22 protein-coding genes and 1 pseudogene are annotated in these 18,832 nt (G+C 46.9%); 2 read left to right on the forward strand and 21 right to left on the reverse strand.

Annotated features, from left to right (window positions below; all coding sequences use genetic code 11):
- Positions 1–132: 132 nt before the first annotated feature.
- Both MKY74_RS32875 and MKY74_RS32880 read right to left on the reverse strand, forming a co-directional pair.
- Positions 133–588 (reverse strand): ParB N-terminal domain-containing protein, encoded by a 456-nt coding sequence (locus MKY74_RS32875; protein WP_076176563.1) that lies wholly within the window; start codon positions 586–588, stop codon positions 133–135.
- Positions 589–698: 110 nt separating this feature from the next.
- Positions 699–1,196 (reverse strand): AAA family ATPase, encoded by a 498-nt coding sequence (locus MKY74_RS32880; RefSeq protein ID WP_076176635.1) that lies wholly within the window; start codon positions 1,194–1,196, stop codon positions 699–701.
- Positions 1,197–1,491: 295 nt separating this feature from the next.
- On the opposite strand from MKY74_RS32880, the gene MKY74_RS32885 reads away from it, so the two are divergent.
- Positions 1,492–1,713 carry a hypothetical protein gene (locus MKY74_RS32885; RefSeq protein WP_341013812.1) on the forward strand — a complete coding sequence of 74 codons (222 nt, stop codon included), beginning with the start codon at positions 1,492–1,494 and terminating at the stop codon, positions 1,711–1,713.
- A gap of 43 nt (positions 1,714–1,756) precedes the next feature.
- Here the strand turns inward: MKY74_RS32885 and MKY74_RS32890 are convergent, their stop codons facing one another.
- The 3 genes from MKY74_RS32890 to MKY74_RS32900 all read right to left on the reverse strand — a co-directional run bounded on the left by MKY74_RS32890 (position 1,757) and on the right by MKY74_RS32900 (position 4,540).
- On the reverse strand, positions 1,757–2,689 hold the full coding sequence (locus MKY74_RS32890) for an NADP-dependent oxidoreductase (protein WP_076176634.1): 933 nt from the start codon (positions 2,687–2,689) through the stop codon (positions 1,757–1,759).
- Positions 2,690–2,788: 99 nt separating this feature from the next.
- Positions 2,789–3,688: an oxidoreductase gene (locus tag MKY74_RS32895; RefSeq protein ID WP_076176561.1), complete on the reverse strand. Its 900-nt coding sequence runs from the start codon at positions 3,686–3,688 to the stop codon at positions 2,789–2,791.
- 93 nt (positions 3,689–3,781) lie between these two features.
- Positions 3,782–4,540 (reverse strand): glucose 1-dehydrogenase, encoded by a 759-nt coding sequence (locus MKY74_RS32900; RefSeq protein WP_076176559.1) that lies wholly within the window; start codon positions 4,538–4,540, stop codon positions 3,782–3,784.
- Positions 4,541–4,800: 260 nt separating this feature from the next.
- Between MKY74_RS32900 and MKY74_RS32905 the strand changes: the two genes are divergently transcribed.
- Positions 4,801–5,385, forward strand: a complete 585-nt coding sequence (locus tag MKY74_RS32905; RefSeq protein ID WP_076176557.1) for a TetR/AcrR family transcriptional regulator — start codon at positions 4,801–4,803, stop codon at positions 5,383–5,385.
- A gap of 252 nt (positions 5,386–5,637) precedes the next feature.
- Here MKY74_RS32905 and MKY74_RS32910 read toward each other — a convergent pair whose 3' ends face one another.
- From MKY74_RS32910 to MKY74_RS32985, 16 genes and pseudogenes are all read right to left on the reverse strand, one after another.
- Positions 5,638–6,438, reverse strand: a complete 801-nt coding sequence (locus MKY74_RS32910) for an SDR family NAD(P)-dependent oxidoreductase (protein ID WP_076176555.1) — start codon at positions 6,436–6,438, stop codon at positions 5,638–5,640.
- Between the two features lie 94 nt (positions 6,439–6,532).
- Positions 6,533–6,865, reverse strand: coding sequence for a chaperone CsaA (csaA, locus tag MKY74_RS32915; RefSeq protein WP_076176553.1), 333 nt, complete (start codon positions 6,863–6,865; stop codon positions 6,533–6,535).
- 45 nt (positions 6,866–6,910) lie between these two features.
- The gene (locus tag MKY74_RS32920) at positions 6,911–7,234 is read right to left on the reverse strand and encodes a putative quinol monooxygenase (RefSeq protein ID WP_076176551.1); all 324 of its coding nucleotides are present in this window, start codon (positions 7,232–7,234) and stop codon (positions 6,911–6,913) included.
- Positions 7,235–7,351: 117 nt separating this feature from the next.
- The gene (locus MKY74_RS32925) at positions 7,352–8,446 is read right to left on the reverse strand and encodes an FAD-dependent monooxygenase (RefSeq protein WP_341013817.1); all 1,095 of its coding nucleotides are present in this window, start codon (positions 8,444–8,446) and stop codon (positions 7,352–7,354) included.
- A 42-nt stretch (positions 8,447–8,488) separates the two neighbouring features.
- Positions 8,489–9,340 (reverse strand): SDR family NAD(P)-dependent oxidoreductase, encoded by an 852-nt coding sequence (locus MKY74_RS32930; protein ID WP_163880773.1) that lies wholly within the window; start codon positions 9,338–9,340, stop codon positions 8,489–8,491.
- A 267-nt stretch (positions 9,341–9,607) separates the two neighbouring features.
- The gene (locus MKY74_RS32935) at positions 9,608–10,183 is read right to left on the reverse strand and encodes a TetR/AcrR family transcriptional regulator (protein WP_076177071.1); all 576 of its coding nucleotides are present in this window, start codon (positions 10,181–10,183) and stop codon (positions 9,608–9,610) included.
- Positions 10,184–10,375: 192 nt separating this feature from the next.
- Positions 10,376–10,945 carry a dihydrofolate reductase family protein gene (locus MKY74_RS32940; RefSeq protein WP_076177072.1) on the reverse strand — a complete coding sequence of 190 codons (570 nt, stop codon included), beginning with the start codon at positions 10,943–10,945 and terminating at the stop codon, positions 10,376–10,378.
- A gap of 243 nt (positions 10,946–11,188) precedes the next feature.
- Positions 11,189–11,890 (reverse strand): SDR family NAD(P)-dependent oxidoreductase, encoded by a 702-nt coding sequence (locus MKY74_RS32945; RefSeq protein WP_076177073.1) that lies wholly within the window; start codon positions 11,888–11,890, stop codon positions 11,189–11,191.
- A gap of 159 nt (positions 11,891–12,049) precedes the next feature.
- Positions 12,050–13,000 (reverse strand): phosphotransferase enzyme family protein, encoded by a 951-nt coding sequence (locus MKY74_RS32950; protein WP_076177075.1) that lies wholly within the window; start codon positions 12,998–13,000, stop codon positions 12,050–12,052.
- Positions 13,001–13,161: 161 nt separating this feature from the next.
- Complete coding sequence (locus tag MKY74_RS32955) at positions 13,162–13,515, reverse strand: hypothetical protein (RefSeq protein WP_076177076.1); 354 nt, start codon at positions 13,513–13,515, stop codon at positions 13,162–13,164.
- A gap of 91 nt (positions 13,516–13,606) precedes the next feature.
- A pseudogene (locus MKY74_RS32960) lies at positions 13,607–13,885 on the reverse strand (phosphotransferase-like protein); the annotation flags it as partial.
- A 68-nt stretch (positions 13,886–13,953) separates the two neighbouring features.
- Positions 13,954–14,583, reverse strand: a complete 630-nt coding sequence (locus MKY74_RS32965; RefSeq protein WP_076177078.1) for a Type 1 glutamine amidotransferase-like domain-containing protein — start codon at positions 14,581–14,583, stop codon at positions 13,954–13,956.
- A gap of 270 nt (positions 14,584–14,853) precedes the next feature.
- Positions 14,854–15,216 carry a Rieske (2Fe-2S) protein gene (locus tag MKY74_RS32970; RefSeq protein ID WP_076177079.1) on the reverse strand — a complete coding sequence of 121 codons (363 nt, stop codon included), beginning with the start codon at positions 15,214–15,216 and terminating at the stop codon, positions 14,854–14,856.
- Complete coding sequence (locus MKY74_RS32975) at positions 15,213–16,307, reverse strand: amidohydrolase family protein (RefSeq protein WP_076177080.1); 1,095 nt, start codon at positions 16,305–16,307, stop codon at positions 15,213–15,215. The genes MKY74_RS32970 and MKY74_RS32975 overlap by 4 nt, the downstream gene beginning before the upstream one ends.
- A 32-nt stretch (positions 16,308–16,339) precedes the next feature.
- Positions 16,340–17,902 carry an extracellular solute-binding protein gene (locus tag MKY74_RS32980; RefSeq protein WP_076177082.1) on the reverse strand — a complete coding sequence of 521 codons (1,563 nt, stop codon included), beginning with the start codon at positions 17,900–17,902 and terminating at the stop codon, positions 16,340–16,342.
- 65 nt (positions 17,903–17,967) lie between these two features.
- Positions 17,968–18,828 carry a carbohydrate ABC transporter permease gene (locus MKY74_RS32985; RefSeq protein ID WP_076177084.1) on the reverse strand — a complete coding sequence of 287 codons (861 nt, stop codon included), beginning with the start codon at positions 18,826–18,828 and terminating at the stop codon, positions 17,968–17,970.
- Positions 18,829–18,832 lie beyond the last annotated feature (4 nt).

Raw genomic sequence — 18,832 nt, forward strand, 5'->3', positions numbered from 1 at the left:
AAAGAAGGCCTCCTCAGTTACCTGTATTCTCGAACTTTGTTGCGTAATCCTACCCGTTAGCTGAGAAGACGGCAGTCATTTCACGGCTGCCGTCTCTTCTTTCTTATAGAGCTATCGATCTCCGTTAGCGAGTCATCCAAGGTTCATTCCCATAGATGAGGTATGCTCGATCATATAACGAAAATCTTCCTCAGTATCGGTCCAAAAAATAACCGGTACTTGTTTTATGTTCATTTGTCGAAACGCTTCATTGCGGTGACGCCCATCAGCTATTTCATATTTACCAGCGGAATAAAAGACGATTAGCGGCGGAAAATCCCAATCACCATAGGCGATTTTCATTTTATCGACGACATGGAAAAACCATGCTATATCATTCTCCTTAGTCAGATACGATGGAGCTCCCTCTTCAATTCCAAACTCCGATATATCCGTTACGACAGGACCGATATAGTATCTCTTCTTCTCCAATAACCCGTCTGCCAATGCAACATTGACTCCCTCATTTCTAAGGAATAACTGAATCCACTCATCAATGGCACCACGTTGGGCATATTCAATTGCACATTTTGTACTGCCGTATATCATTAGGTTTACACTCTCCTTGATTGGGCTAGTACAACCTATTGTATACCACTCACTTCCAAATGGGACAAAATGGTACTTAACAGATATAACTAAACTGTCCGTTACTTACTTCAAACGTATTGGAGAACCCACTCTTTTATCCTAGAAGCAACTTCGGTTACATCAGTATCCGTTGTATCAATAGTAGGCATAGGCGGGTCATAGACCTCCTCAGCGATTTCAAGCAATCGTTTAGCAAAGTTTTTGTGGTTTTGGATCTCTTCCTCTGACCAATTCCTTTCACGTAGACGTTTCTCGCGAGTTTCTTCATCACAATGCAGGTTCAGGTAATATACATGCTTAAAAAAAGGATAGTCCGCACATTTTTCAATATCCCAAGGCATCATGGTTCCGCATATGATAGTCATGCATCCACTTTGAGCGATATTTCGTGCAACCCGAAGCCAAATATTTCGAATTTTCTCCCAATCATGCCCAAGAAATTCAACAAGATCATCAGGGTCAAAAATATCAAAGTCAGGCATCATTCTCCGTAGCTCCTTAATGACATATGTTTTCCCTGACCCACTTGCACCTGTTACGATAAACAAAGGAATTTTATGATCCATTAGTTGTCCCCCACCCATGCTTATTTTCTCAATTATAGCAACAATCCTGAACAAGGCTGTGGTACTTCCCACATGCTTATTTTGCCGCAAAAAAACCGGAAAGCCCCAATAGGGCCTTCCGGTTCATTATTCACCATATTATTCGCCTAATCCTCGGCTCCAGTGAGCTTCCCGCCCCTCTACCACCTAATATGAATCAAAATATACTTCGTCGTACGATCCCAGACCAAATCGAATGGGACACGGTACCCCTAAACTGTCAGCCAGCTGGCAAAGTCACGACAGGAAAGATTTTATGGAAATCTCGAATTTTTGCCTGGAAATCGGATGGTTATGGGGGATAAGCTCTGCCTTGACCCTGTTCTTTCATGCGGACGAGCTTTCCGCGCTTATATTCGGAAATGAAAATGCTGCTCCGGCCATCCAATGGATGTCCTTTGTCCCGATTGTTGCCGGAATAAGGGAACTCCTCGTACATCATCAGATATTGCACACCGACTATATCCATCAATCATGAATTCGATCAACCGAACCAGAGGTGTGGTCCGATCTTCTCTACATCAGTCGCCGGCAGGCAGGAGGATCAGTTTGCCACGGGCATGTCCGCTCTGGCTGATGTCGAGTGCTCTACGCCAGTCCTCAAGGGCGAAAGTCTGGGCGACCGGAACGGTGAACTTGCCTTCTGCAGCATACTGGGCGAACTCGCCGAGAACATCATAGCGTAAGGTCTGGTCTTCTCCGCTGCTGGCGCGGGCGCCGAGTTTGGCCGCTGCGCCGAAGTCGCTGATGGTTAGAACACGGCGGGGATCACCACCGGCGATCCGGATAAGGTCGGGCAATATGCCGCTGACCGGAGCCGTGTCCAGAACCAGGTCCACCGGCTGTCTAGCGAGCTCGGTTACCCGCTCGACCATTCCGTCACCGTACGAGGTCACCGCCGCTCCCATCGAACGGAGCCGGTCGGCGTAAGTGTCACCGGCGGTAGCGATCACGTTGGCGCCGTCCATGAGGGCGATCTGGACGGCAGCAAAGCCCATCATTGTGCCTGCTCCGTGCACCAGCAGGGTGTGGCCCGACTTAACACCAAGTGCTTTAAGGTGGTTGTATGCAATGGTGACCGCCATTGGAAGCGCCGCAGCTTGCACGAACTCGAGTCCTGCAGGGATGCGGATCCAATAGTCCATGATCGCCCGATCCGCTGCGCCGGCGCTTGGGGCGCCGACAAAGTCGGCGGAGCCCAGGACGGCGTCACCGATAACGACATCGGTGACCCCCTCACCGACCGCTTCCACAATCCCGGACACTTCCAGCCCGATACCGCGGGGCAGCTTACCAGGATATAACCCTTTGCACAAGACCCAGTCGACCGGATTCAGTCCGCAAGCTCGCACCGTTATACGAATGCGTCCCGGGCCTGGGGAAGGGATCTCGACCTGTTCCATGCGCAGGACATCGGCCGGTTCGCCGTAGTCGTGGAGGCGGATCGCCCGCATAGTAGCAGGGCTGGACGTCTGATTGTTCCCATCTTTGCTTGACGTATCTAAATTCTCCAATTGGATATCCCCTCCCGTTTGTTATAGCAAATCGTGTTTTTACATAAGTGTATACTTCACTTGTGTCAACTCCTCGGAAACCGTCCACAACCGCCGCGCAACGGCTTCGTCATGCGAGCTCGCACTCGAAACGACCTTCTTGGGGTAGCCGCGCAATTCGAGACTCGTTGGCCCGTAGTAATCTCCACCTCGGACGCCTGGCGCAGTGGCTGCATACAGGGTCGGCAAAACACCCATTTTCGGGGACTGCGCGAAAAACGGATTCAGGCTCCGCATCATGCTGGAATGCCGCAGCGCATTGGTCGCTGACCAGCCCGGATGCGAAGCTACTGCCAGCGTTGATTGGCCTGCTGCAACAAGCCGGCGCTGCAACTCATAGGTGAACAGCAGATTCGCCAGCTTGCTCTGAGCGTAGGCGCGCGCTGGATGGTAATTCCGCTCCCAGTTCAGATCATCAAAGCGAATCACTCCCGAGCGATGCGACAAACTGCTTACGGTCACAATGCGTGCGCCCGGTGTCGCGTCGAGCATATCCAGCATCAAACCGGTCAGCGCAAAGTGCCCAAGGTGATTGATCCCAAACTGCTGCTCGAAGCCCTGCGCTGTCTTCCCGTAAGGCGGCTTCGCCACGCCGGCGTTGTTGATCAGGAGATCCAGCCGATCGTAGCCCTGGCGAAAGGCCGCCGCAAAAGCGTGGACGGACTCCAGATCACCCAAATCGAGCTTCATGACTACGACCTTGCCCGACGGCTTAAGTGCTTTAATCTGGTCAGCGGCCGTGTTGGCGTTAGCGAGACTGCGGCAGGCCATAATGACCGTCGCCCCTTTGGTGGCGAGCACTCGCGCCGCTTCCCAACCAATCCCGCTGTTTGATCCGGTTACAATGGCCACTCGACCGGTCTGATCTGGCATGTGGTCTTCTGTCCATGGTGTTGTCATGTGGTTTCGTCCTTCCTCTGTTCAATCCAAAAACTAGTGGCATGCTCTGATCAGGAACAACATGTTTATCCAGCTGCGAGCTTGGACACGAACTTAGATCTGAGAGCCGCCTCCGTCCACGGGAATTTCCGCTCCGGTTGTGTAAGTCGCGTCGAACGCAAGGAATGCGGCTGCTTTGGCAACCTCGATGGGGTCACCAAAACGCAGCATGGGGATCTGCTGGCTCATCTGTGCCTTGGTCTGTTCTGCAGCTTCCTTCGGCATCGACTTCTCCATGATGCCGGTGTCGATAGGGCCTGGGCTGACCGCGTTGACGCGAATCTGCTTCGGCAACAGCTCACGGGCCAGACTGCGCGTCATGGAGCGAAGCGCTGCTTTACTGGCCCCATAAGCATTAAGCATCGGGATACCCACTGCGTTCGCGATCGAGGTGGTGAACACCACGCTGCTTCCTGCGTTTAGCAACGGGGTCAGTCTCTGCACGGTGAAGTACGGGCCTTTGGTGTTGATTGTAAATAACTCGTCGTACACTTCCTCGGTCACCGACTCGAAGGGGATAAAATGCGTGATGCCGGCGTTTATGAACAAGGCATCGATCGTTCCAAACTCAGCCTTTACTCGTTCAGCCAATTTATCGATATCCGTTAAAGACGCGGCGTCGCTCAGCACTGTCACCGCGTTGCTGCCAATTTTTTCACGAGCTGTGTCAAGCTTATCCTGGTTACGACCAGTGATCAGAACACGCGCTCCTTCATCCGCCAGCAGCTGTGCTGTTACGAGGCCGATCCCGCTGCTGCCTCCTGTGATCACTACATTCTTGCCTGCGTATTTACTTCCAGTATGGTTTGCCATCTCCATCGTCCTCCCTTGGTTTATGTGCTAAACTAACGTCAAATGTTGGATAAGAAGCTTTTACTTTGAACCAACAAAATGACCCAACAGTGTAGTAAAAGCAACACTGTCTGTGCTAATCTTATCTAAGCGGTTTGGGTTATACAACCAGTAAAAAACCGTTTTTGTGGGTTATCCAACACACGTACTTATTTGTCGGCCTTTAGTTTTCCTAAACGCATGATAACCGATATATCCTGAGAGAAAGGGTGGAGCATAGCATGCTGACTAACACAAACGATCCCCGTGTGAAACGGACGCGTCAACTATTGATGCAAGCTTTTATGGAATTGCTTGAGCAGAAGAGGAATGTCACTTCTATTACCGTACAAGATATTACGTCTTACGCGACCGTAAATCGCTCTACGTTCTATGCGCATTTTGAAGACAAATTCGCATTTCTTGAGAGCTGGATGCGGGAAAAATTTCTAGAGAAGCTGAAGGATGAGCTGCCTAATGCTGCTTTATCCGATATAGGGAGCCTGCGAACGCTTATTTTAATCGTTTTTGATTTTCTTTTCTGTACTCGTCCGTATATGACTTTAGCTGATCGTCAGTATGAACCGTTATTTGAGGTCGCGATGCAAAAGGAACTGTATGACCTATTATTCACCTGGTTAAGTGAACAATCGGAACCATCCGTTTCACGAGAGACGGTGGAGACTGCCGCCCGGATAGCAAGCTGGGGCATATTTGGATCAGCTCTTGAGTGGAGCAGACATCCGGAATATCGATCGGCGGAAGACATGGCGCGAGAAGTTTTAGTGGTCGTTGCTGCAGGTATAGCACCCGTAATAGGGGAATAATTGGTGCCGCGTACAGGCGGAGCGGTCCAATAGAGTGCCTGAAGCTAATATTCGTCAAGATGCGGGGCGCCTTGAAGGTTGGTCTGTAACCTTTGATTGGACCGTAGATTTATCACGTGTTTCTCATACAATTAAGAAAGGACAGGCGGCGCACCTGTCCTTTTTGTGTTGATCCACAAAGGGTAAATATTGTTCGTTCCTAATTGTCTATATTGACTTGAATGCAAGTACCTGTTTTTCGTCAATTTTGGTTTAAATCGTTTTAATCATATTTCCATCAATAACATAATCCGCTCCGGTAATCATTGAAGCTCGCTCCGAAGCAAGGAACACTGTAAGGTTCGCAATATCTTCGGCTTCTGCAAATTTTCCCAATGTTATACCAGCCATTTTAGGCAGCTCTTCAAAAACTTTTTCGGAATCCATCGCTGCAACTGAACCGATCGTTTTGGCCATTCCGTTTTCAGGGTCTTGCCACAAAGGGGTTACTACCGGTCCAGGTGAGATCGAGTTAACTCTAATATGACGAGGTCCAAACTCACCAGCCAGCATTTTCGTCAAATTATTAAGTGCCGCTTTGGTGGTGCCATAAATAGGCAATAACATTTCGGGCATCCGTGCATTTACTGAAGAGATATTTACAATGGCACCCTCATTGTTCTCTAGGATATGCGGTAATGCTGCTTGAGTAAAACGAACAACGCTAAACAGGTTTAAATCATAAAGTTGTTCCCATTCCTCATTTGGCGTAGCCAAAAAACCTTCTCCTCTTCTCTTGTCTACCGCCCCGATACTATTGATTAAAATGTCGACTCTGCCGAACACTCCACCGAGTTTTTTAGAAAGTTCTTCGGTATTGCGTTCCATATTGACATCAATAGGTAGATGTTTGACTGATTTTTTTTCAACAAGATCAGCCAATTCCTCCGTTAAAGTCCGACTTACCGCGACGACACTTGCCCCTTCCTCGATAAATTTCCGAACGATAGCAAGACCAATTCCTTTACTTGCTCCGGTAACGACAGCTACTTTGTTGGCTAATTTAAGATCCATGTTTACCTCCGAAAGCTAACGCTTTTAAAATTTAAATTCCTTTATTTCCAAGCATTATTCCTTTGATGAAAACAATTTAGGTAGATCCTTATTTTTACGCAATAGGCGTACCATTAGGCATTTCAGTATCCGGCTTTAATAGAATAACATCTCCTTTTTCCGGGACTCCTCCCAACACTAATACCTCCGATTTGAATCCCGCAATGCGCCGAGGAGGAAAATTGACGATCCCTATAATTTGCTTCCCTACAATTTCCTCAACCTTGTAACGCTTAGTTATTTGTGCACTTGAGGATTTCATCCCGATCTCCGGTCCAAAATCAATCTTAAGCTTTATCGCAGGGACCTTTGCTTCTTCAAAAAACTCCGCTTCCTTAATCGTTCCGACACGAATATCTAGTGCTGTAAAATCATCGATTGTTGCCAATGTTTTGCCTCCTCCACTAGAGTCCTTAACCCCTCGGCGTTGCTCTTACTGCGCTGGCCGAAACGGCTGTAGGAGTCGAATCCCTTCCTCAATAGATCCCTCCATCAGTTCTAAGAGCTGGGGCACCAGTTCCTGCATCCGGGGGGCGTTCAGGTGCCGATCGAGAGCATCCCGGTTTTCCCAGCGCTCGTAGATGATGAATGTGCCGGGCTGGCCTTCTACTTCGTGAGCCTCGTAGTCAATGTTGCCCAGGTCGTTGCGCGACGGGGTGACAGCAGCAGTCATGAATGCCTTCATCTCGGCTTCTCTCCCTGCTTTAGCTCTCGCCTCCCAGAGTACAGTAACGTAACGGTTCTTTGTATCATTCATGCTAATTCCTCCTATTTTATAGATACTTCGTATTTTTTGCTTTATCGTTTTCTCAAATGGGCAAATTCCCCGTTTATGTTTGAAATTCCAGTGCATCAATGGCCTTGCTTAATGCTGTTATAAGCGTCCAAAAGTACGATTAAAGCCTTGGCCCGCAAGAACATCTTGACGAACCACATCTAGACGGTGTGTTTGGTATTCACTCAAAGCCTTGATTATCAAATTCGGAAACTTTTTAATGGCGTCTATAATGGCAACTGTATCATCAAGTGAGTCATTAAAGCCTGCGCCCGTCATTGGTGACATGGTATGAGCTGCGTCGCCGATCATGGCTATTCTTCCTTTTGACAATATATTAGGGATGTATTCATTAACAGGTGCCCCAATTAAGCTGCGTTCTTTAATCGCGATTTGCAAAATGGCATCATCTTCTTTGCTCCAATGGGCTTGGCTCGTTTGTGATAGTTCTTCCAGCAGCGAATCCGGAATAGCTTCACCGTATAAGGAATGCTGGGCAACCCCGTCCTTTAACACCCCTAATTCAGACAGTAATTGATTATGCGAATGATCAAACCAGCAAAAACCTATCCATCGCTGGCCAAGATGGGTCCCCCCCTCTATCCCTGGCATCACCGCAGTTGTCAATTTACCGGCAGCACTATCGTTGAAATAAGCGCTCGAAAGCTGCCGTTTTTTCCAGTCTTTCTTGGGCAGCAAATGTTCATCCACTTTCCCTACCCAAGCCAGATAGCCAGCATAATCTGCAAATGGTTTGTCAGGGCTTAAATAACGGCGGACAATACTGCGATATCCATCTGCGCCAATTAAAAAGTCTCCTCTAAACGTCTGCTCCTCTTCACTGGTAGCCCAAGCAGATGATTCATTTTGCCCAACACTAACAATTCGTGTTTGGTGCTGAAGGGTAATGCCAGGTTCTTTAGCGACCGCGTTGCGCAAACGTTCTTGAATGGCTGACCAAGCTTCAACATGGTTGCTACCATTGGATGCCAAGTGTCTTAATTCACGTTCAATTTCACTGTTACGATAAGGCTTTGTGTGTAAACGAATAAAAGCGCCATTTCTTAATGATGAATCTGCACGTTCAAGAATGGTCACTGTATAACCAGAACGAGATACCGCAAGCCCCATCATTAGACCACCTAAAGATCCACCTACAATAATGGCATGTTCAAATTGTTTTTGTGACATCATTCATTCTCCTGTTTTGTAATGGGGCATTCGTAAAAATATCCCTTACTGCAGCTTCATCTGGCTGCGGAGCATCCGATCGAGGAGTTTGTCTGGGAGAATACGGACCAGTCGGGTCAGCAGCGCGGAATCGCGACCGACCGTATAGCGGGTGCGCGGCTTACTTACGTGGATGGCTCGTGAAACCACTGCTGCCACTTTCTCGGGGCGGATACCGTCCGTTGCCCATGTTTCAGCCTGAGCCTTCACGGCATCAAAAAGACGATCATGGCGCCGGTGCTGATCCGGCGTCATCAATTTCGCCAGCCGCTCTGCCGTCGTAATCCCTTGCTCCGACAGGCCTGTGCTGACGCCACCCGGCGTGATCATGATGACCTTGAGGCCAAACGAGGACATCTCCCTGCGGAGACTGTCATTGATCGCTTCCATAGCATACTTTGCAGCCGAATAAATTCCGAACCCGGGCATGGAAACCTTGCCCCCAAGCGAACCGATATTGACCACGCGTCCGCCGCTGTTCAGCAAGGCCGGGGTAAGTGCCTGAATAACCGCGACCTGCCCGATCACGCTGACTTCGATCTGGCGGCGAAATTCATCCAGCGGAACCATCTCGAGAGGGGCATTAACGGCGATGCCGGCATTGTTGACCACTGCCCGCAAAGGGCGACCAAGTGAATCTTGCTCCACCCGTTCGGCCAGCGCCTTCAGTGTGTTGATATTGGTAACATCGACGATCACCGGTTCGATATTTTTGCGTTTGATTTTGTCGGCGTCTTCCTGACGACGAACCCCCGCCAAAACGTGAAATCCTTCAGCGGCGAGCTGCTCCGCGGTAGCCCTGCCGATGCCGCTGGATGTACCTGTGACGACGACCAGCTCTTGAGTTTTGAATGGCATAGTAACCCTCCTAGGTTTGGTAAGATGTGGATCACGGTATAGCACTGTTATACGGTTATTATAGCACCGCTATATAGAACTGTCTATAGCGGTGCTATATATTTTCTAGAAGTATTGTCCTGCGGTTCGAACATCGTTTGACTCGCATCCTCCAAACATAAAAAAGATCGCCATCCTCCTGGAGGTCCAGGTTGGATAGGCGATCTTTCTTATGCTTCTCTAAATTGGGGCTTTGCCTGGGGTCGCCAGGCTCTGTCATCGAATACATCATTTTGAATCGGCTTCCGACCTTTGGATCAAAATGATCTGCATTACGCTTTCCCGAATGAGATCAACGACGTCGGGCTGGGGTGGGGGTGTCTTACGAACCTGGGCCGTCACATACAGCCAAGAGGCCGTATTCGCAGAAGCCCAGACCAGATCTGCCGCAGCCTGGACTGACACTGCCAGTTTGCCTTCGTCGGCGACTCTCTGAACATTTTGCACCAGTGCTTGGTGCGACTGATCTGCCGCCTCGATATGGGCTCCCTCGAGCAACCGCCCCATCATCGCCGCATAAATCCGAGGACGGGCTGCCGCAAAGCGGACATAGTCATCCCATCCTTGACGAAGAGCCATCTCTGGAATGGCCGACTCCACAGCGGCAATCTTGCTTTTAAATAACTGTTTGAACGCTTCCACTATAGCTGCACTCAGGAGTCCATCGGCACTGCCGAAATGATGGTAGAGCGTAGGAGCCGTAACCTGTGCGATCGCCGTTACGGCTCGCGTCGAAAATTGGGCTCCGCCCTCCTCTTCGAGTACCTTAAGAGCAGCTGCCAATATTTTGTCATATGTGTTCATACGCCCATTATAGCAGTGCTATATACGAATGTCCATAAGGAAGGTTGTACGCTTAGGGCTTTTATTGTTTTAACGATATATGTAAACTGCTCTATAGCTAAATAAAGACAGCAGCCATGCTTCTTGGCCGGCTGCCGACTTGTATTTTAAGCAATCGTTCCCCGTTAGAGCGGAACACATTGTACGGCACGACTATTTCTCCAACTCATAGCGGGTCGCGATAATGCCCGACTTGAACGTTCGGCTGGACAGCAGCTTGAGCCTGATTTTCTCGACGCCGCCGTCGAAAACCGAATTTCCACCGCCCAGGACAACCGGACAAATCGTCAGTAGAAATTCGTCGATCAGGCCGAGCTCAAGCAGCGTCTTCGCAGCCCCCGGGCTGCCGAAGATAACGAGATTTTTGCCAGGCTCCTCCTTGAGCGCCTTAATTTCCTCTGCGATATTGTCCTTGATCAGGATCGTATTGTTCCATTCCGCCTTATCCATCGTGCCGGAGATGACGATCTTCTTAACATCCTGCACCCATTTGGCATGCTCCATATCGTGTCTCGACGCATTCGGATTATCCAGCACCGTGGGCCAGTAGCTCTCCATCATCCGATACGTCGTGCGTCCGTATACGGGAGAGCCGACCTCGGCTACGACCTCCTCGGCGTACTTCTCGAATTCCTCGTTATACGGAATCCAATCTAGTCCTCCGTTCGAATCCGACGCATACCCGTCTAGCGACACATGCATGAACAATACGAGTTTCCTCATGTCTGTTTCTCCTCCGTTTTCGAATTTATGTTGTTCTATTTTTGGCACTTGTCCTGTGTTTGTTCTGCTGTTAGGTTCACTATAAATCATTACGTAACGTAAGGTTCAAGGGAGAATCAGAATTTTTTTCAGACAGCCATGTTGCGCAAAACTGCCCGTTAGCTTCAATGCTTACTTCTTTAGCCATTTTCAACCCATTGCTGCTAACTGTCCTTAGATTAATATGTATCATCAATGTTTGTTTTAAGATTGTGAAGCTAAAACCCTTCTAACAATTTTTTTCGCAGCATCTTCCGCAGATTTCAAGGCACCTGTTTCTTTGGCTTCCCTAAAAAAATTCGCAACTGCTAGTCCTTCTTGGTTCCGTGCCACCTCCTGCATAGAGGTATCAACCATACCCGGATCTACTTTGTATACGGTTAACGATTTATGATCCTCCAATTGTATGCAGGACGTGAACATATTCAAAGCAGCCTTTGAAGCACAGTACAAGCTCATGCCAGCTGCCGCATCTTTAGCAGAACCAGAGGATACGTTTACAATGATTCGATGGACATTCCTCTCATCCGTTTGGTTTATTAAAGACTGGGTTAACAAGATCGGCGCTAACAAGTTTGTTTGTATACTTTTTACTGCGTCTTCAGATCTACAATCGTCTATATTCCCTAAAGGTGTTACTTGAGCTGCGTTATTAATCAATGTAATCGACTCTATTTCGTCATGAACTCGTTCCATTATCCCTCTAATTAATTCTGATATGCCATCCGTGTTTTTTAGATCATATTTCACAAAATGTAATTTACAATCGTGTCGAGCTGCAAATTCGTTCAGAGAGTCATTATGGTTCCTTGCAACTGCGAAGATAAGATGATTACGGTTAATAAGCTGTTTACAGATCTCGTAACCCAAACCACGAGACGTACCTGTAATAATAAATGCTCTCAATTATTTTCCCTCTTTCCATTTGTTTGGCGATCATCTATTGCTTCGATTCGTTCTTAGATATACCTGCCTGTTAGCTTTATATATAAAAGGAGCAGCTAGTTGCCACCGGCAAAAACTACTCCTTCATTTTGTTGAACTAATATCGATCTATAAAGTTACCTAGAAATAATTATTCTTTTGAACCCACATTTTTATAAATTTAATATTATTGTCCCAAAAGTCATCATCACATTCGCCTACATTGTATATTTCTCTATATGTGAGGTTATGTCCTATCATCCATAGACTTCTTACTGTTGCGAGTAAAGGAATGGCCTGCAATTCAATTTCATTTAATTCCCTCACTTCTGTGTACCCTATTAAAAATGCTTTCCACAATTCATCTTCAAATGCAAAATCCCATCGTACACTACCTAAGTCATAGGCAAGAAATCCATTAGCACAACAATCAAAGTCAAATATAGTAAATTTATTATTGTCTATGTAAACATTCATTAAATGAAGGTCTCCGTGGCAAGTTCCCTTATGTAAATGATGTACAGGCAACTTAGTTATTTTATCTCTTATGACTAGGGCTAAATGTTCTAGATATTTTAAATCATCAGATCTATAAGATAAAAATGATCGGATAATCTCTAATGGGCGATCGATAATATGATACAAATCTAAGTCGAATGTTCGTTGATGCTTTGCTTCAAACCCAGTTGCTGCCTTTTGGAAAGTTGCAATAAATTGACCATATAAATAACTAACTTCTTTTGTTGGATCAGGAAAATTACCTAGAGCAAATGAGAAGACTACAAATTCTGCTATTCCTGAAGGACAAGTTATTTCTGTAATATACAAACCATCATTTCGAGGGATTGGAAAGGAAACATTCAATCCTCTTTTTTTCAAAAAATTAATGAATTCTAACTCAAAAAGTATTTCATTTTGATTCCTAATACCATTTCTATAAACTCTTATAAAGTATGCCTTTCCTTCATTGGTTTGAATAACATAATTATCATGAAAGTTATGACCAGAAAAAGTACATTGAGTTACCAAGATATCATAATCATCCATTAAGATCGAAACTAGTACGTCGTTGTTTATTGGTTCAGAGCTCATTTCAATACCCCCAAATACTAAATGATTGAGACTACCGTTGCTCGATAGCTTACTGCCTTCAGTACTCTCAGATAAATTGACGAGGGATTCTTATTAGAGCAGCCGGCCAAAGACCCGGATGCCTTTAATGTCTTCATTGAGTTATCGTTTCCCTTTAGCACTCAGTATCTTGGAAAATAACCCGCAATGGAATTATCTCCTGGATTAATTACTACAACAATTGGACCCAGTAAACCATCTTGGTCAGTTGAAAAACTGACCATTACCAACTCCTGATTCTTTAGACGGCTCCTATCCTTCTGTGGTGCAATCCATTGATCTTTGTATTTAAACGTTGAAACATCCGCCTCTGTCCAGTTCTTTACAACATGCTTTCTTTGTTCGGTATCAACAGCATTCCAAGCAATTTCTCTATATTTTGCTTGTTCTTCATCTGTTAATACAAGTTGTTCCTGACAAGCAGATAGTACAAATACACTCACAGTAAACAAGAGCATTAACAACTTCGTAAGCATTGCAATCCCCCTTTTAATTTCTTTTACTAATAGATGTGAGAATTTATTTAATGTTCCAACAATAACAGGGGCTAAGATGGTTGCCGTTAGCTTAACAAAAAAAAGGAGCAGCTGCCGCCGGCAAAACTGCTCCATGATGTGTTGAGTTACCCGTTAGCGTAATTCCAACATTCGTCGGGCAGACGGAGGAACTTAGTATCTTTTCCGCACATTCTGTTGGGCTCAACTCTTCAGTATTTACTTCAAGGTCATATTCATTAAAGGAATATACTCTGTCGAACAGGGAATTTGCTAATCCAATCTTTCGATCTCCACTGATTTGCTCTCTTCTTGTGAGTTCTTCTTTCGAGTATATTACACCTACAAATAGAAAATATTCGAGAAATAATTGAACTATCCTGCCCGTTGAATAAAGCCAGCGGGTCCTGTTCACTACATTCATTCGATAATAATTACTTCTCCATCCCTCAAAGCTTTAAAAGGGATTTTATTATTGATCATATATTCAACTGCTTTATCCATATCTTCAGATTCTTTATGGTCCGATTTATAATGTGGGGCAATAGCATAATTCAAAATATTTAAACCTTCCCAAATCGTTTGATATTGTTCTCCGTATGGTTTCTGATCGGGGTCATCTACTAAGTGAATCCCTCTCAGTGTTGGTCCTAGAATACATACACCTGCACTATATCCCCCATAAACAATACTCTTACTGTCCCTATGGTATTCTTTAATAATTTCATCAAAACCACTCAATTTCATGGCCTGTGCTAAGACAAATGTATTGCCACCTCTAACCCATATAACATCGTAATGTTCGAGTTTATCTTTAAGTGCTTTTGAGTTATTAAAATACAGTTTTAAGTCTAAGACATCCACATTAAAGCCCAATTTTTCAAGATCGGAAATGTTCATTGCAACGCTTTTGTTTCTTCTTTCCAAATCAGTCACATAGTCCAATGCATTATAAATAAAAGCAACATGTTTATTCCCATTTGCTGTCATTTCTTTCAATTTAACTTCTTCAGTTCCTATTTTATAGGATGATGATAAATAATATTTCAATATACCCCTCCTTAGTCATTTGTTTTGTAGAGACGAATAAAACATGATTTCTGCTCAAAACAATTACTATTTCTCTGTCTTATTAAAATTTCCTCTTTTATCCATTCCGCCCATTAGTTAATGAAAAAAGCAGCCGGCTTTTGTCGGCTGCCTTCAAATATTTTTCTTGTTTGTTCTGCTTGTTTTTATGTCTTCTAGTTCTGACAAGTACTTATATTGTTAAAAGAAAAAAACGGCTAAGGAATCCTATCCTTAGCCGCAAACCAAGCTTCAATTCCTCTTACGTATCACAACATATACCCCGGTATCGTCGGTTTCCACCGGATAACCACGCAGCTTCGCGTCGCTGCCTGGAGCCAGGTGATGACCGCTCTTCAGGTCAAATTCCCAGCCGTGCCATGGGCATCGCAGCACTCGATCTTCCAATCCGTAACAATAATCGTAAACATCGGAAGGAAGCCGGGTCCCTCGTATCGCCCCCGCGCATACCGGCGCCGCTGCATGCGGGCAAACGTTACGCCATGCATAGTATTTACCTTCGATCCGAAACAGACCGATTTCCACCTCTTTCACTTTTACGATAAGTTTGCCGCCATCCCTAATCGCATCTGGCTCCGCTACTTTCACTCTCATGCGGGACCCGCCTCCTTAGGCATCTCCGGGATCGGGAAGCCGTACAGCTCTGCCGCGTTATCCCCTAGAATACGCTCTTTCAACTTCTGAGGAAGGTTTCTCAGCACGACTTTCGGATTGTCGAAGTCCCAATGCGGGTAGTCGGATGAGAACATGGCGATCTGTTCAGCATGCATCATCTGAAAGATTTGCAGCAGATGTTCCGGCTGCTTCGGTTCTTCGATCGGTTGCGTTGTTACCCGCACATGCTCCACAATATACTCCGATGGTAGACGCTTGAGCCATGGCGTGGTATCGCGCAGCGCTTTATAGTTTTTGTCCATGCGCCACATCAAATGGGGCAGCCAGGCTATACCGCCTTCGATCGCTACAAATTTAAGCTTCCGATATTTTTCGAACACCCCTTCGCATACCAGGCTATTGATATGAGTCATAAAATTCGCAGGTAGAATATTGTGCCATTCCATATACCGGGTCGGGTACCCGGCCGGTGTCGGGGCGCCGGATATCCCCTTCCCTTCCGTGCCCGGATGAATGGCGACCGGCAGTCCATTCCGTTCTGCTGCTTCATAGATCGGATGGTAAAAGCGGTTGCCGTACGGCATACGCGCTCCGCTTCCCATAACGACCTGCACCATGCCCGGATGCGGCCCCATCCTGTCGATCTCTTTGACGGCTTCGGCCGGATCGGAATGGTTAATCTGAATGGAGCCTTTGAATTTCGGGCTGACGCTCAGCCAATGATCCGCCAGCCAATCATTGAAGGCAGCAGCTACGGCATTCGCATAGTCCGGATCGGCGTGAAGAGACAGGCCCTGTTCTCCCCCACCCGTGAGTATGCCGTAATCGATTCCGAACGGTTCCATATAATGCTGCAGGACAAACTGCGGATCGCTTCCGGGCGTGGCGCCATTGTCGGGCTTTGCATCCTGACGCAATACACCTACGGGCGAATAATACTGCCCGTGCACACCGATACCACTTTCGAGCCATTGTTGGTGCCATACTTTTGGTAAATAAGGCAGCAAGTCCTGCAGTTTGTCGATCGCATTGTGGATGTCAGCATCAACGATAAACGATGCGGATCGCATTCCATGCCCTCCTTTGATTTGAATCTTACCGCTTACTTGGAACCATACGTGCGCTGATATGCCGTATTGTACATCTCCAGCAGTTCATCGGAGCCGAGCTTCTTCAATTGATCCAAGAACTGCTGGTAGTTTGCGTCGGTAATCGGTGTCTTGCCTGTGACGAATTCGGTAATTTTCTGCTCCAAAAACTTGGTGAGCGGGGTCAGCTTTGATTTTTCGAGATCGAGCTCTTCCGTAGTCTTCACGAGTGCCTTAGGGGCGGGAATGATGAACTTTTCATAGCTGCTGTTGATCGCTTTGCTTTTGTCGTCGAGACCTCTCTCCCACGTTTGACGTGCCAATGCGTTGTTCAGCGAAATGTTGTCGTACCATACGCCGAAATCGCGGCGCAGCGGCACATAGGGGCTAGCTCCGAACTCTTTCATGTAGACCGGCTTCCCGTCCTCAAGGGTATACGATTTGCCTTCAATACCGAGCGACAAATAGTTGGTGCCCTCTTCACTCACTAGATAATCAAGATATTTGACGGCTCTTTCCTTATCTTTGACTTTCGCCGAAATGGCCCGCCCCACCGATCCTACGACCGGACGGGAAAACTGGTAGGTCTTTACGCCGTCTGCGGCAAACTCGGGAAGCGCATCCAGATCGTAATCGGGCGTGCCGGCTTGCTTCGCTTTGTCGATCGTCGGGTTCACTTCCGCCTTCCAGTAGTAGGTTACGGACGATTTCCCTTTTAAGAACCGTTCTTCCCACTGATCCGGAGTCAACAAATAAAATTCGGGGTCGAGCAGCTGTTCCGTATACAGCTTATTCATAAATACAAGTGCATCTTTATATCCGCTATTGTACGGCGCGAACTCATACTTATCTTCCGTCGGACTTTGATTGAAAAAGCCTGTAATACCTGTGAAAATCTTTCCGAATACGGTATACATTCCGGTATCCGCCGTGACCGGAGTATTGAAGCTGAGCGGGTAACTGTCCGGCTCTTTAGCCTTCAAGTCTTTCAGGAATTGATAAAATTCATTAATATTTGTCGGGGCTTTCAAGTTATATTTATCCATCAAATCTTTGCGCGCCATCCAAATATAATTGAAGCCTTTCCCAGCAGGGTCACCTTCGAGTACAGGAACGTCGTAGATACCGCCATCCGCTCCAGTTGCCACAGCTTTCGCTTCGGGATAAGTTTCATAAAACTTTTTGAGATTGGGCGCGATATCCAAATAATCGTTCAAATTCAGGAACACGTTCTCCGGCCCGTTCTCCCTAGCCTCTTGATTTGTCGGCTGACTAAAATCCGTGACCGTGTTGGTAGCGATCATAATCTGCCGCTTCTCTGTCAGGCCTTCTTGGCTGACGACCTGCCAATCCACTTTGACGCCCGTTTTCGCTTCGATTTCCTTGAAAATCTCCCAATCATTCTTTACCTTTCCTTCCGGGCGATCATAAACTAGCCAGGAGAACGAAATTGGCTTTTGCGAGTCTGTCCCTCCTCCATTTGCCCCTTCTTGCTTCCCTCCTTTTCCACTGCAGCCTGCGGTCAGAACGCTCAGCATAACGGCAGAAAGGATGATGGCCATCATTCTTTTACTCACTTGTTTATACCCTCCTTATATTGACATCGGATATATATAGGAATAAGTTCCGGTGGAATCTGCATCTACCCTTTGATTCCGCCGATCATGGTGCCTTGTACGAAATATTTTTGAATGAACGGATACACGCATAATATCGGTACCGTAGCAATCGTAATCATGGCGTATTTCAGCGTCTCTATATAGTCCGTGTTACCTTCGCCCTGGACATTCGAGCCGGCGATAATAATGTTGCGCAGCATGATTTGCAAGGGGTACATGCTCCGATCGTTCAAATAGATCAGCGCATCGAAGAACGAGTTCCATTGATTAACGGCGGTGAACAGACCAATGGAGACGAGTACCGGAAGCGAAAGCGGAAGTACAATCTTTAGGAATACCTGCATCGTGCCACAGCCATCAATGGTGGCCGCATCTTCAAGCTCTTCCGGCAATCCTTCGAAAAAGGTGCGCATGATGAACAGATACCAAGTGCTGACTAGCGACGGCAGCACGATCGCCCACATCGTATCAAGCAGTCCCAGTTTCTGTACAACAAGGAAGGTCGGGATCATCCCTCCTCCGAACATCAGCGTGAAGGCCGCCAGAAACAGGATCAGCGGACGGCCAGGGAGCCCCTTTTTGGCAAGCGGATAAGCCATGGCCGATGTAACGGCGAGCGACAAGAAGGTTTGAACGGCGGTATAGCGAATCGTGTTCCAATAGCTGATCCATAGATCCGGATTGCCGAGGAGCCGTTCATAAGCAATCAAGTTGATCGCTTTGGGCCAGAGAACGACCCGCCCGCTCATGACCATGGCGTTATCACTGATGGAAGCGGAAAACACATATACGAGTGGATAGACCATGACGATAATGAGGATGGACATGAGGAAGATATTCACAGCGTCAAATAACTTCGAGCCGAAGCTTTCCTTGATTTTCATTTCT

Origin of the sequence: Paenibacillus sp. FSL R5-0378 (assembly GCF_038009285.1) — a bacterium.
Lineage (GTDB): Bacteria > Bacillota > Bacilli > Paenibacillales > Paenibacillaceae > Paenibacillus_AQ > Paenibacillus_AQ favisporus.